The 13,565-nt window shown below is 55.5% G+C and carries 15 protein-coding genes; 8 read left to right on the forward strand and 7 right to left on the reverse strand.

Features of this window, described 5'->3' with window-relative positions:
* The 4 genes from ACXJJW_RS06560 to ACXJJW_RS06575 all read right to left on the reverse strand — a co-directional run.
* Nucleotides 1-962 (reverse strand): 2Fe-2S iron-sulfur cluster-binding protein (locus ACXJJW_RS06560; protein ID WP_456474936.1); only part of this gene is annotated, 962 nt, incomplete at its 3' end.
* 9 nt (nt 963-971) lie between these two features.
* Entirely contained in the window at nt 972-1,649 is a 678-nt protein-coding gene (locus ACXJJW_RS06565; RefSeq protein ID WP_456474937.1) for a cobalamin B12-binding domain-containing protein, read from the reverse strand.
* Nucleotides 1,650-1,653: 4 nt separating this feature from the next.
* Entirely contained in the window at nt 1,654-2,670 is a 1,017-nt protein-coding gene (locus tag ACXJJW_RS06570) for an MtaA/CmuA family methyltransferase (RefSeq protein ID WP_456474938.1), read from the reverse strand.
* Between the two features lie 74 nt (nt 2,671-2,744).
* Nucleotides 2,745-4,061: a Coenzyme F420 hydrogenase/dehydrogenase, beta subunit C-terminal domain gene (locus ACXJJW_RS06575; protein WP_456474939.1), complete on the reverse strand. Its 1,317-nt coding sequence runs from the start codon at nt 4,059-4,061 to the stop codon at nt 2,745-2,747.
* 192 nt (nt 4,062-4,253) lie between these two features.
* On the opposite strand from ACXJJW_RS06575, the gene ACXJJW_RS06580 reads away from it, so the two are divergent.
* Genes ACXJJW_RS06580 through ACXJJW_RS06595 form a run of 4 tightly spaced genes read left to right on the forward strand, consistent with a single transcriptional unit; the run spans nt 4,254 to nt 7,343 of the window.
* Nucleotides 4,254-4,751 (forward strand): Lrp/AsnC family transcriptional regulator, encoded by a 498-nt coding sequence (locus ACXJJW_RS06580; protein WP_456474940.1) that lies wholly within the window; start codon nt 4,254-4,256, stop codon nt 4,749-4,751.
* A 12-nt stretch (nt 4,752-4,763) separates the two neighbouring features.
* On the forward strand, nt 4,764-5,768 hold the full coding sequence (locus ACXJJW_RS06585; protein ID WP_456474941.1) for an MtaA/CmuA family methyltransferase: 1,005 nt from the start codon (nt 4,764-4,766) through the stop codon (nt 5,766-5,768).
* 45 nt (nt 5,769-5,813) lie between these two features.
* The gene (locus tag ACXJJW_RS06590) at nt 5,814-7,067 is read left to right on the forward strand and encodes a (Fe-S)-binding protein (protein WP_456474942.1); all 1,254 of its coding nucleotides are present in this window, start codon (nt 5,814-5,816) and stop codon (nt 7,065-7,067) included.
* A gap of 9 nt (nt 7,068-7,076) precedes the next feature.
* Nucleotides 7,077-7,343 (forward strand): hypothetical protein, encoded by a 267-nt coding sequence (locus ACXJJW_RS06595; RefSeq protein WP_456474943.1) that lies wholly within the window; start codon nt 7,077-7,079, stop codon nt 7,341-7,343.
* Here ACXJJW_RS06595 and ACXJJW_RS06600 read toward each other — a convergent pair.
* A complete protein-coding gene (locus tag ACXJJW_RS06600) occupies nt 7,333-7,749 on the reverse strand; it encodes a carboxymuconolactone decarboxylase family protein (RefSeq protein ID WP_456474944.1) in 417 nt (138 codons plus the stop codon). The genes ACXJJW_RS06595 and ACXJJW_RS06600 overlap by 11 nt on opposite strands.
* Nucleotides 7,750-7,926: 177 nt before the next feature.
* On the opposite strand from ACXJJW_RS06600, the gene ACXJJW_RS06605 reads away from it, so the two are divergent.
* Together ACXJJW_RS06605 and ACXJJW_RS06610 are read left to right on the forward strand one after the other, a co-directional pair.
* On the forward strand, nt 7,927-8,946 hold the full coding sequence (locus tag ACXJJW_RS06605; protein WP_456474945.1) for a uroporphyrinogen decarboxylase family protein: 1,020 nt from the start codon (nt 7,927-7,929) through the stop codon (nt 8,944-8,946).
* Nucleotides 8,947-8,950: 4 nt separating this feature from the next.
* The gene (locus ACXJJW_RS06610) at nt 8,951-9,400 is read left to right on the forward strand and encodes a CBS domain-containing protein (RefSeq protein WP_456474946.1); all 450 of its coding nucleotides are present in this window, start codon (nt 8,951-8,953) and stop codon (nt 9,398-9,400) included.
* On the opposite strand, the gene ACXJJW_RS06615 is transcribed toward ACXJJW_RS06610, so the two are convergent.
* Nucleotides 9,388-9,930, reverse strand: a complete 543-nt coding sequence (locus ACXJJW_RS06615; protein WP_456474947.1) for a YbhB/YbcL family Raf kinase inhibitor-like protein — start codon at nt 9,928-9,930, stop codon at nt 9,388-9,390. The genes ACXJJW_RS06610 and ACXJJW_RS06615 overlap by 13 nt on opposite strands.
* A gap of 73 nt (nt 9,931-10,003) precedes the next feature.
* On the opposite strand from ACXJJW_RS06615, the gene ACXJJW_RS06620 reads away from it, so the two are divergent.
* A complete protein-coding gene (locus ACXJJW_RS06620; protein ID WP_456474948.1) occupies nt 10,004-11,536 on the forward strand; it encodes an MBL fold metallo-hydrolase RNA specificity domain-containing protein in 1,533 nt (510 codons plus the stop codon).
* Nucleotides 11,537-11,676: 140 nt separating this feature from the next.
* Here the strand turns inward: ACXJJW_RS06620 and ACXJJW_RS06625 are convergent, their stop codons facing one another.
* The gene (locus ACXJJW_RS06625) at nt 11,677-11,892 is read right to left on the reverse strand and encodes a hypothetical protein (protein ID WP_456474949.1); all 216 of its coding nucleotides are present in this window, start codon (nt 11,890-11,892) and stop codon (nt 11,677-11,679) included.
* 372 nt (nt 11,893-12,264) lie between these two features.
* Between ACXJJW_RS06625 and ACXJJW_RS06630 the strand changes: the two genes are divergently transcribed.
* A partial coding sequence (locus tag ACXJJW_RS06630) for an N-6 DNA methylase (protein ID WP_456474950.1) occupies nt 12,265-13,565 on the forward strand: 1,301 nt, incomplete at its 3' end.

The raw sequence follows: 13,565 nt of genomic DNA on the forward strand, positions 1-13,565 counted from the left end.
GCCGGCGTAAAGGGCGATACACCCAGATACTCCGGGTAGATGTTGAGGTAGATGTGGTGCATCGCCGTATTACCGACTAGCACCAGCTCAAGGATTTCATCGCTGCCTACACCCGCCTTCTCGCACAGGCTGGAGATTATCCTGTTTATCCCCCCGATTATCGCCTCGTGCATTTTGCGAAGACCATCGCTGTGCTCCATCGCATAGGTGATGCGCGCCATCACGTCTTCGCCGAAGCTCACCTGGGGGTTCATCATCGAATCTACCGCAATAACCTCGCCCGTTGCGATGTCGGTGAGGTAGCCCACCACCGTGGTCGTGCCGATGTCGAAGGCTATGCCGAGGGTGAGCTCGCTGTAGCCAGGCTCCACCTTGATAATCTCGCGCTCCTGCCACACCGTCACAGTGACCTTCCACCTCCCCGTCCTGAGCGCCAGCGGGAGCGCTTTAAGCGCTGGGTAGTCGATAGCGAGGTCTCCCAGCCCGTGCTGCTCCTTCAGCGCGCGCAGCAGGCGCTCATAGTCGCCCTCCGGGTCCTCGAGGCTCGGCCGGGGAAGCTCCACATAGTACTTCCTCACCGCCGGGTCGAGCTGGATGCTTATTTCGCCCGCCGCCTTGCGCACAATCTGACCGCCAACGCGGCTCTCCTCGGGCACAAACACGAGCACGTCGCCGTGCACACGGGCGGCACACGCTAGGCGATAGTTGTTCTCCACCTCGCCGTCCTTGAGGTGCTTCAGCTCCTCCTCAGCTATTGGTGAGAGGTTGTCCATGCTCGAGTGCACATCAAACTTTGCGAAGTAGCCCTCCTGAATCTGAACTCTGCACTTCCCGCACACCCTGTTGCCGCCGCACACCTGCTCTATGCCCACGCCCAGCTCCATCGCAGCCTCGCGCAGGGTTTTGCCTTCCTCTATTTCACCCCTTCGCCCTGAGGGCTGGAAGATAACCCTGTGCTTCATCCCTGCACCTCAAATCTCCTTCTTCCTCTTCATCTCCCTCAGCGAGGATACCATGTTGATGGCCTCCCCAAGGGCGCTGGCGGCATCTTTACCTGTAGCATCGGCGCCGTACATTTCGACGGTCTTCTCCGTCACAGGTGCGCCCCCTATCATTATCTTGACATCCGGGTTGCGCTCCCTTATCATCTCAATCACCCTCTTCATCCCGGGCATGGTGGTGGTCATCATCGCCGAGAGGCACACCAGGTCTGCGTCGGTGCGCAGCTGCTCCTCTACGAACTTCTCTAGAGGAACATCCTTTCCCAGGTCGTGCACCTCAAAGCCAGCGACCTCAAACATGAGCTTCACCAGGTTCTTGCCTATGTCGTGCACGTCGCCCTCCACGGTGCCTATCACCACAACACCCTTGGTCTCGGCCCTGTCCTCAGCCTTTATGTGGGGGCGCAGTATGTCCAGGCCTGCGTACAGTGCATCCGCGCACATGAGCACCTCGGGCACAAAGTACTCGTTCTTTGCAAAGAGGTCGCCCACAACCTCCATGCCCGCCGCCAAGCCCTCGAAGATCGCCTCATTGGCATCGTAGCCCAGCTCAATCCACCTGTTCGCAAGCTCCTTCACGCGGTCCTCCTCAAATTCTATAACCGCCCTGCGCATCTCCTCAAGAAGCTGCTTCCTGTCCTCCACCATTGGCTCACCTCGCTCCGTACTTCTCCACCGCCTTGATAAGCGCATACATATTCTCCTCAGGCACCTCGGGCCAGATGTCGCAGCCCGGCATTACGCCGTCAACACCAGCATCTATTGCTGCCTCAACGGCGCTTTCCACCTCCTCGGGGGTGCCCTTCACCAGCACCCCATAGGCGTCTATGTTGCCCAGGATTACCGCCTCCTCTCCCAGCTTTTCCCTGGTGGCGGCGACGTCGTTCTTCTGCTCAACGCTTATTGCGCTGGCACCGCACTCGTGGAGCATCTCCACCAGCATGTTGGTGTCGCCGCACATGTGCAGAATCGTGGGTGCCTTAATCCTCGCTACGGTCTCCCTGAGGTAGGGCTGCACCAGCGCCTTGAACATGCGCGGCGAGATAACATCGCTTGGTGCCCCCATCTCCCTAACGGTTATGTAGTCGGCACCCGCCTCATGGTAGGCGTTGGCTATCTCGGCGAGGGGCTCCACCAGCTGGCCGAGCAGCGCCTTCACCTGCTCAGGCTTCTTGAAGGAGCTCTTGAGGAGGTCGTTGAGGTCGATGAGCTGCCCTGCAAGGGTGAAGGGGCCCAGCACATAGCTTCCCACAGCCACCTCGCCCTTGAGCTTCTCTCTGCACAGCGAGATTGCCTCCTCCACGAGGGGTATCCTTCCCCGTTCCAGAAGGTTCTCTGGTATGCTCAGCTCCTCCCCCACTCTGAGCACCTTTGTCTTTATCGTGGGATAGAGGATGTTCTGCTTGCCGGCGTAGTAGTTCACCTCGCATCCCAATGCTTCTGCCTCCACGCAGAGATCGAAGGGCACAACTGCGCACTCAAAGCCGAAGAGCTCATAGGTGGAGCACGCCAGCGTCGCCATCATGCGCGCGTCCGTATGAGAGGAGGCGAAGTCTATGCCGTACTTCTGCATCCCAGCAAGTGTTACATTGCCCATCCCGCTGAACACGGGCAGGCGGTCAACTTCCCTCTTTTCCAGGGTGTCCATCACTCTATCCTTCGGCGACATATTACTACCCTACATATCATATACATGATACATTATTTAAATTTTTCTTTTGTTACCAATACAATTTTCAATTATTAATGAAAATACTTAGATTTTTTCCTAATGGTGCCCGCTCCGGCATGCACAGCCGCCACCGCATTGTCCTGCCCGCAGGTATTTCTGAGGTTCCCCAGTTTCTTGAGCGCCAGCTTCAGCAGGAATCGTAACCCTCTATCGCCAACCCCTCTGACCTCAACCTCTCCTGTCCTTTCCATCTCCTGAAATATCCTCTCAGCCCTCCGGGTTCTTACAATCACAGTGGAGAATCCCTCCGGCGAGCCCGCGGCTCCCACAGAGATGTCCGCCCCGATGCCCGTGAAGTCGGCACACCGCCTGCACGCTGGCCTTACATATCCCATAGCCTCTCTCAGAGGGATTTCCATGCCTCCGCCATGCGTGGTCACCTGCATACTCCTGCCCTTTATTGCAAACTTCCTCACCTCTCCCAGGGAGAAGCTGTACCTCTGCGAGAGCTCAACTATTGCCGTGTGGTGAAAATTTGCCATGCAGAACAGGGCTATGTTGAGGGCGATGATGTGCCTGAGCTCTCTTCCAATCTCAGACTTTTCAAGCATCTCAAGCGCCCTGCTCTGGCAGGGCAGGGTTACAATTCCCAGCTTCCTGAAGCCCATCTCGCGCGCCTCTGGGATGGCCGCGAGGGTCGGAGAGTTGGTGTACTTGGTCCCTGCGCCTGCGATTATCTCTTCCTCCTCCGAGGCCACCAGGGGCACGGGCTTCCAGTTCGAGTTCCTAGACGCCACCACCGCGGCGTCTATTGTGCCCTGCCTGAGCGCATGGAGGAGAAGCGCAGTAACCAGGCCACCATCCTGGGCCACGCCTGCGATGCGCTCATCTCTCGTCCGTGCCGACGCCAGCCTGATGCACCTCCCCAGGGGCCTCTCAGGCAGCATCTCTCCCCCGGCGGGTGCCCCCACCGGAGGGCAGTGCACCAGACAGAAGCCGCAGTTTGTGCACTCACCCGTTGCCACAGGATACTCCTCCACTTCCAGAGCATCGTCTCTGCAAACCGCCACGCACGCGCCGCACCCTGAGCACCTGCCCGCATTCACAACCTCCGCCTCAAGCCTCTGAAACCCCTCCGTCTCGGGATAAACCACAGCACGCGGGGCGCATGCGTCATAGCACAGCCTGCATGCGCTTTCCGGTATATGCCTGCTGCACGCCTCGGCTGAGAGGAAGACTGCGATGCCATTCATCACCCTGAGGGTGCCCCCTCTCTCCACGCCCCTGCACAGAAGCTCAAAGTTTCCGGGGCACACCGCCTCGCAGTTTCCGCATCCACTGCATCTGGCCTCGTCCACACCTATACCACCCCTCAGTGCAGGGTCCATGCATATACATATTGTTAGGATTACATTTAAATATTTTGTATATTAATTGGATAAAATAAGTATGCAATCCGCAATTATCGTATTATATACAAATGACAATCGCCGCCGGGATGGAGGTGGGCGCAGCATCTTTGAAAAATATCCAACTTCTGCGGATACTTTTATATATAAAATACAAAAAATAAAAAGACAATGTCTGTAAAACTGGAAGAGAAGGACATCAGAATACTCAGATGCATCGACAAGGACGGGAGCTGCAACCTCGACGAGATATCAAAACGCACAGGCATAAGCCGCTCCACAGTGCACTATCGCCTGAAGAAATTTGAGAAGATGGGACTGATCAAGGGCACCCTGGTGGAGATTGACCCCCAGGTGCTGGGTCTGGACATGACCGCCGTTACCTTTGTGAACGTCAGCTATGAGAACGCCACAGCGGAGGAGATAGGGGAGAAGCTCGCGTCCATCTCGGGAGTTTTTACCGTATACTATGTTCTGGGAGATTTTGACTTTATCGTAATTTCCAAAGCCAAGGACAGGGAGGATTTAAAGAGGATACTGAGGGAGATGCATGCTATAGACGGAGTGGTGAAAACAGGTACCCACTTCGTCGCCTCCACTGTTAAAGAGGAAAAGAGGCTGCTTGTGAACTACAGCGATGAGGTACTTAAGGAGCTTTTCTGTGAATAGAGGAGAGAAAACATGATACCGAGGGAAAGATTCCTCAGGGCTCTGCGCCTTAAAGAGGTTGACCGCCCCCCTGTGCTCTCTCCAAACCAGACCGCCACAGTGGAGCAGATGGACAACCTGGGAATCTACTTCCCCGACGCCTACAGCGATGCTCACAAGATGGCAGACCTCGCAAGTGCCGCCTGGGAGCAGGCCGGCCTGGAGGGCATAGGCGTCCCCTTCTGTCAGACCGTGGAAGCTGAGATTTTTGGCCTTGAAATCAAGTGGGGTCGGCGAAAGACAGACATCCCGGAGGCACCCTTCAAAGGCTACGCGACGCCCGAGGGCGTTGAGGTGCCCGAGAACTTTCTGGAGAGGGGCAGAATACCTGTGGTGCTTGAGGCCATAGAGATTCTCAGGGAGAGGTATGGCGAGCAAGTGCCGATTATGGGGCATGTAATCGGGGCCTTTTCCCTGGCGGCGCACCTTGCGAACATGGAGAAGATACTGAAGATGTCCATAAAGAACCCCACCCTGGTGAAGGAGTTTACAAACCTCGGTCTGGAGGCGATAGCAGAGTATGCCAACGCCATGCTGGAGCGCGGGGCGGATGCAATTGTCATAGAGAACATGTTTGCCTCTGTGGACATCATGGGGGTTAGGGGCTATGTCAACTTTGCCCAGCCCTTTGACCGCGAGCTGATAGGGAAGATTAGAGGCCCGACCATACTGCACATATGCGGCGATGGCACCAAGGTTATAGATGAGATGCTCGCCACGGGTGCAACATGCCTGAGCATAGATTCTAAGACCGACGCCAGGCATGCGGTGCAGGCGAGCAGGGGAAGGGCGGCGATTATGGGCAACATCGACACCGTCTATGCCCTCGCCTTCGGCACTCCCGAGGAGGTCGCTGCAGAGACGAAGCGTGCAGTTGAGGCGGGCATGGACATAATCGCCCCGGGATGCGCCATCTCGCCCCTAACGCCGAATAAGAACCTCCGCGCCATGGTTGAGACTGTGAAGAGCCTGGGCTAATATCCCGGGTTTATCTTTTTATATCCCGACTGTGTAAATTATATTATGCAGAAGAGGGCGCAGGCGCCACCCAGAAAGGATTTTCTCAACCATCTCACACGGAAGCAGCTTCTGGAGCTTGAGGCCTGCGTTCGCTGTGGTGCCTGCACAGACGCCTGCGTCGTCCAGGAGGCGACGCACAACCTCGAGATATCGCCCCCTGCCAAGATCGCTAGCTACGGGGGCTTCATCCAGGCGGTGCATGGCATAGGGGCCAGGCTTCTTGGAGAGAGAAAGCCCTCCGGGGAGGAGGTACAGCGCTTTCTGGAGGCGCTCTACGCCTGCACCACCTGCGGCGCCTGTGGCGAGACCTGTGAGGTGGGCATAGACACCCAGAAGCTCTGGTGGACCCTGCGGAGGGAGCTTGTGGAGATGGGCTACCCCGCGCCGGGCACCCTGCCTAAGCTGCTTGAAAATACAAGGAAGCACCACAGCATCTTCGCCTCACCCCTGGATCTGCGCTATAGAATCTGGCTTCCGCCGGAGGTTAAGCCTGCGGAGGAGGCGGAGCTGTGCTACTTTGAGGGGTGCGGCGTTGCCTGGGATGCCCCGCAGATGGCAGAGGCGGCGGTTCGCCTGCTCAGCGCCGCTGGCATAGAGTTCACCCTCCTGGAAGCCTCTCAGGCGTGGTGCTGCGGCTGGCCTCCTGCGGTTGCCGGCATGTGGGAGGCCCAGGAGGAGCTTGTGGAGAACAATATCGCAAGACTGGAGGAGAGGGATATAACCACGCTTGCTGTTAGCTGCCCCTGCTGCCTGCAGCAGATCCGCGAGGTGTGGCAGAGCTATGCAGGGAAACTCCCCTTCGAGGTGCTCCATGTTACCCAGATAATAGCCTCTGCCGTGGAGGAGGGCAGGCTCAGGTTTACGAGGGCGAGGGAGGAGAAGGTCACCTACCACGACCCCTGCCAGCTTACGCGAGGCTTTCGGGGTCCCCGTGTATACGAGGAGCCGCGCACAATATTGCAGCACCTACCCGGGGTGGAGCTGGTGGAGCTTGAGCGCCACGGGAGGCTTACCAAATGCTGCGGCGCCGGCGGGGGGATACGCGGGGCAATGCCGGAGGTTGCCCTGGAGATAGGAAAGCTCTTTCTGCGCGATGCCTCGCGCACCGGCGCAGAAACCCTGCTTATGAACTGCCCGGCGTGCTATGCCATGTACGTGGCGAGGCGCCTGCCCGAGCCCTATGGCACAGAGTGGCGCGCCTTCAGGAGCGGCGTAAGGTGCAACGATGTGCTCCAGTATGCGGCTGGCTTCCTTTAGGTGGTTGCTATGCTGTGCAGAGTAAGACTCCTGGATGTAAGCGAAGAGGACCTGGAGGTGATGAGGTCCTTCTTTTTCGACCCCGTGGAGAAGGAGGGCATTCGCGGGGGAGAGGTGGAGCTTAACTACATGGGCGGCGAGCTCTGCCTCGGCGAAAATGACTTCGGCGAGGGCTGCGAAGCCTGCCGCTACATGCCCTACGTGGTGAGGAAGTACCTCAAAGGGGGAAGATATCGCCTGCCTGAGGATAAAAATAGAGGGGAGCCTACCCCCTGAACACCGGGGGCTCGAGATACTCCCAGTCCTCACCCTTCCTGTACTTCTGGGCGACTTCAAGTGTTTTTGCTGCGTACTCGAAGCAGTAGGGAATGCCAGGGTTGTTCGGATAGAATCCTGCGCCTACGAATCCAACAGCCACAGCCTCAAGAATCTCCTCGTCGGTTGCGCCCGCCTCAATCGCAGGAATAACGTGGACTATGCACCGTGGCGAAGCTGTGGCCACGCCTATGGCTGTGAAGATGAGCTCCTTTGTCTTCCTGTCCAGCGCACCATCGCCGAAGATGGTTTCATAGAAGTCTGCAAAGCGCTTCGCAGCCTCGGGGTGCACCTGGCAGATTGGCTTCAAAAATCTGGGCACTATCTTCATCTTCTCATTTACATATTCCTCACATTCATTTGCCATACAAAGCGACCTCCTGGAGTCTCCTCCTGTAAGAATATTTGGTTATGCACATATTTAAATTTTACTAATTAATCTAAAAACATTCCATATTTAATACCATAGATTTGAAAAAAATCCTAACGCAGGATAAATTTATATACGTCTGGTACAACAATAATATCTATTGAGGTGTTGGAGATGAAGCCCAAGGACATAATTCTCGAGGCCTTTGAGCTGGGCACGCCTGAGAGGGTGCCTGTTGTAATCTTCGGTGGGGGGATGTGGACAATAAAGAATGCGGGAAAGAGCTTCATCGACTTTATCGGCAAACCCGAGGAGTATGCCGAGACCATAATAAAGACAGCGAGGCTGCTTCGCTCTGACATGGTTTACCCCGGCTCGGGCTACAACAACTTCCTTGCCGCTGCCATAGGCGGTAAGATAAAGTTCCGCCGGATAGGCGCTCCAGACCTGGAGGCGCCCATAATAAACTCGCCAGAGGACCTGGAGGCCATGGACATTGAGAGGCTCCATGAGGATGAAACAATACGCACCATCTGGCGTGCCTCTGAGATTGTGCACGAGCGCATAGGCGATGAATACCTCGTGGGCACAACCGCCTGGGGGCCCTTCACCAAGGCAGCCAACCTGCGCGGTGTGGAGCAGCTCATGCGGGATACCTACAAGAACAGGGAGTTTGTAAAGCAGGTGGTTGACTTTGCAAAGGACCTGATCATCGCCTTCTACGAGCCGCTTATAAAGGACGTGGGTATGCAGGCTGTGAGCATCGCAGACCCCACGGCGAGCGGGGATTTGATATCAAAGAGGCAGTTTGTGGACTTTGCCCTTCCAGCACTCAGGGAGCTTGTGCAGGAGATAGACAGGATGGGGGCGCGCACCTTTCTGCACATCTGCGGCAACACCAGCGACAAGCTCATTGAAATCGCAGAGAGCAGGGCGGGATGCTTCAGCCTCGACCACAAGGTGGACCTCGCCGCCGCCAAGCAGATGCTGGCTGGCAGGATATGCATCGCTGGCAATGTGAACCCCGTGGCAGTGCTCGCCGAGGGCACGCCAGAGGACGTTAGGAGGGCGGCACAGGAATGCATCTCCGCCGCCGCTGAGGGCGGGGGCTATGTGCTCTGCCCGGGCTGCGATATTCCGCCCACCATACCCCTGGAGAACATAAACGCCTTTACTGGCGCTGTCAGGAGGTAGGCGTATGGAGGGCTCCCTGAGCAGATTTGCCGTCAGGGATGTGATGACGCGCGGAGTGGTTACTGTGAACTTCACAGCCGGCGTGGAGGAGGTGCTGGAGGAGATGGTGGTGAACGACGTCTCGGCGATTGTGGTGGTGAACAGCCAGGGGGAAACCATGGGGGTTATATCCAGCGTCGACATCCTGAAGAACTTCACAGGCAAGAGCAGGGAGGAGCTTCTCAGCCTTACCGCAGAGGACATAATGACCCCCCACACCATAGAGATAGCGCCGGAGTCGAACCTGGAGGAGGCTGCCAGGGTTATGCTTGAGAGGAACATCCACCGCCTGGTGATAACCCAGAAGAAGCCTGTCGGAAGCCTGCCTGTGCCTGTGGGCATCCTCTCGGCCACAGACTTTGTGAAGCTCTACGACACTGAGCTGAAGAGATGTCGCGCTGACTACCTCGCATAGGTGGCCATGGCCTCGCCGTACTGGAGCACATGCCCCTCCATTGCCCTCTCAAGCTCCCTCCTTCCAGAGCCGGGTTCCAGCTCAAGCCTGGTGTCTAGGGCGTAGACCCTGAAGAAGTACCTGTGGGGTTTCCCCTTGGGCGGACAGGGGCCGCCGTATCCCACCTTCCCGAAGTCGTTCTTTCCCTGCACCGCCCCGATGGGCCGGGATACCACACCTTCCCGGGGCACACTCTCGGGTATTACCCCCACCGGCTCAATATTCCATATCAGCCAGTGGGTGAAGGTGCCCAGGGGCGCGTCAGGGTCATCGAGTATAACCGCAATGGACCTCGCCTCCCTGAGTTTGCAAATCTCTATTTTTGGTGATATGTCCTCGCCGTCGCAGGTGTACCTTGCAGGAAACTGGCTGAACTCCAGCTTTACCTCCAGCGCTGGCGCTGTTTCCCTGGCCTCCTCCCTGGTGCAGCCCGGCAGCGTCATGAGGAGGGCGAGCAGCAGAAGCCCGGGGATGAAACTTCTGAGACGCATATATAAAATATCCCCTTTCCGGGATTTAAAAATTGGCACAAATGATTTATCCGCCGTCGCCAATAATTTCTCAATGCCCTCCATAACCATCTTCGACGGCGCAAGAAGCATAGGCGGGAACAAAATCTATGTGGAGAGCGAAGGCAGGGGCATTTTCTTCGACTTCGGGATTAACTACAGGAAGATGCAGAATTTCTATGAGGAATTCCTCAGGCCCAGGGCTGCGCGCGGCATCCACGACCTGCTGCACATGGGCTTAATACCCTGGATAAACAACTACCGTCCAGATCTGACACCTGCGGATGTTGACCTATCCCGCATGAGGAAGCTCAGTGTGGAGGCCGCCTTCATCTCCCACGCCCATCTGGACCATGCCGGCTGCCTGGGCCTGCTCGACCTGAGTATTCCTGCAGTGGCAACGCCCACCACTGCTGCTATACTGAAGGCTATGAGGGACATAAGGGCTGACGTAAGCACAGAGGCGGCGTACACCACCCCGAGGGAAGCCTCAGGGGAGGATGCAAGGGTGATAAGCCCTCGTCCCTGGAGGAAGGCGCCCTACCTGGGGAGGGATTTTTTAATAGCCGGTGATGCGGGCGACGCCTTCAGGGATTTCTGGACCCGCTGCCCCGGCTCTCGCAGAATAAAAGCAGGGGCCCTCAGGCCCCTGGATGAGCTCAGCTTTGAGCTCAAGGTGTGGGAGGTGGACCACTCCATCTATGGTGCGACTGCCTGCGCCCTTGAAACCTCCTCTGGCTGGGTGGTCTACACAGGCGACATCCGCGCCCACGGCATGCTCAGGAAGAAGACAGCGCGCTTTGTCAGCGAAGCCCGGGCGCTGGCCCCACAGGTGCTGATAGCAGAGGGCACCAGGGCTGGCGAAGAGATTGAGCAGGTGAGCGAGGAGGAGGTGCACAAAACCTGCCTTGAGGCAACGCTGGAGGAGAGGCGCCTGGTGGTGGCCGACTTCTCTCCCCGGAACCTGGAGCGTCTGGACACCTTTGCAAAGATTGCTAGGGAGGCGGGGAGGGAGCTTGTGGTCCTAGCCAGGGATGCATACCTGCTGGATGCCCTTGAGGATACCCACAGCACCGGCGGGGTGAATGGACTTCTCATCTACAGGGAGCTAAAGGCGAGAAGGGATGCCTATGAGAAGGAGGTTTTCGCAAGGCACGGGGACAAGCTGGTCGACCCCCGCGATATCGCCTCCTCGCCGGAGAGCTACATCCTGTGCTTCTCCTTCTGGGATGTGAAGCACCTGCTGGACATTAAACCAGAGGGCGGCACCTACATCTACTCCAGCAGCGAGGCATATACCGAGGAGCAGGTCATCGACTTCCTGCGCCTGTACAACTGGCTGAAGTTTTTCAACTTCGAGGTAAGAGGCTTCGGGATAGTGGAGAAGAAGGGCAAACCAGCGCCAGCCTTTGAGCGCGGCTACCACGCCAGCGGCCACGCCTCGGGCGAGGAGATGCTGCGCATGGTGGAGGAGATTCAGCCCGAGGTCCTCATACCCGTCCACACCGAGAACCCCGAGTTTTTCGCTGAGAGGCTGGAAGGGGTGAGGGTTGAGGTGGTGGGGGAGGGTGAGAGACTGGTGGTATAAGTTACAGAAAGTTTTTAGAAGAATAGTTATTTTTCTCAAATTTCTGAGTTCAAGAGCTCGTCTTTTCCAGCAAAGTCTTGGGGTGATTTAAATTTATAACATAACAGCATCATAAAAGAATCCAGTACTGCAAGGGGACTTCATAGTAAATTCTGAAATCTCATAATTTTTCCCTCTTCTTTGCATTTTTGATAGATCTTATGGAATAGTTTTCTGAATTCTATTAGGTTATTGTAACTCCTCTCAATCCCTTTTTCAACAAGATACAAGTTATATGCTTCAGTCAATTTCCTCATATATATCCCTTTTTTAGTGGTATCATATTCCCATGTATCTTTATCTATTTTGTAACTCATATTCCTAGATTAAATTTCGGATAATAAAAATTTTACCACCTCTCACCCCTTATATTGTTCCTGCTTAATTAAGGCTAAAAGCGACGTTAACGGCCATAAGTGATGCATTTACGATGCTTACGAGAATTACAGCAGAGTGAGGGAGGTATTTAGGGCCGTACGGGTTATATCTTCAGCAACCAGAGAAAACAAAAGATGGAAGAAAATCTATAACTTTGGGAGGGGACTATTTTGAGGAGCACGCCCTTCTGTGACTGCTGAAGAGAGTTGGGGTCTTAGGGGGAAATTTTAGATAAGTTCTATATTAATTAGCTTATACAATTAGCTCATAAAATAGTAACTTTTATATACTGCCACTTTCACGATAAGAATATGGGCGAGATTACACTCCCAAAGTGGATTGAGGTAAGATACGAAGCCCTCTTTGAAGCGTTCCGAGAGAAAGCTTTTACAAGGGGAGATGCCTACCAAGTATTGAGGGAGAGATTTAAAGACTCCAAAAGTAACATCAACGTAATCCTCTCAGAACTCAGAAAGGCGGGGTGGCTTGAGGCGAGAATAGACGAAGCCGACGCCAGAAGGCGGGTATACATGTTGAAGAGCAGGAGGGATATAATCAGAGCAGAGCTATCGCCCGGGGAAAAACTGACCCGTGAGGAGCTTGAAAGCCTTCTAAAAAAGGCAGCGGATTTAATAAGGACAAGGGTGGACTACAAGTTTATCCTCATTCTTCTATTTCTTAAAAGGATAAGCGACAAGTGGGGGCTGGAGTACGAGCAGGCTTACAGAGAAGCCCTTGCCGATGGCTTAACCGAAGAAGAGGCTAGAGAGGAGGCTAAGAGCAAGTACTACCACGATTTTGATATCCCACCGGAGTACCTGTGGGAGAGTATCAGAACGGATGTGAACCAGCTACCTGTGAAACTCTCCCAGGCGCTTAAGATTATCGCTGAGCGCAACCCTGAGCTTAAGGACGTAGTAGACAGGGCAGATTTTCTCCAGTTCACCACAAGCACAGAGAACTTTGAGATTTTGAGGCAGCTTATTGAGCTGTTCAGTGCCAGAAAGCTTCACCACGTCTCGCCCGATATCTTAGGCGACGCCTACGAGTGGGTCCTGCGCTACTTCGCCCCTCAGAAGGCAAAGGAGGGCGAGGTTTACACTCCACGGGAGGTTATTAAGCTACTGGTTGAGATTCTTGAGCCCAAACCCGAGGAGGAGGTTTACGACCCAGCCTGCGGTTCCGGTGGCATGCTCATCCTCGCCTACAACCACGTCAAGGAGAAGTACGGCGAGGAGGAAGCGAAGAAGCTCTTCCTCTACGGTCAGGAAGCCAACGCCACCACATTGGCGCTTTGCAAGATGAACCTCTACATACATGATATCAGAGACCCCGAGCTCAGGCTTGGGGACACTCTTATTTATCCCAAGTTTGTCCAGGGCAGGAAGTTTAAGAAATTCCACGTGGTCATAGCCAATCCCCCCTGGAATCAGGACGGCTACGATGAGAGCGTTTTAAAAAAGGCGGACTTCTGGAGGGAGAGGTATAGGCATGGTTTTACCCCCAAGCAATCAGCGGACTGGGCATGGATTCAGCACATGCTGGCGAGCGCAGATGAAGAAAAGGGCAGGGTGGGCGTGGTTATTGACAACGGCTGCCTCTTCCGCGGAGG

The sequence above is a fragment of the Candidatus Pyrohabitans sp. genome, assembly GCF_054014795.1.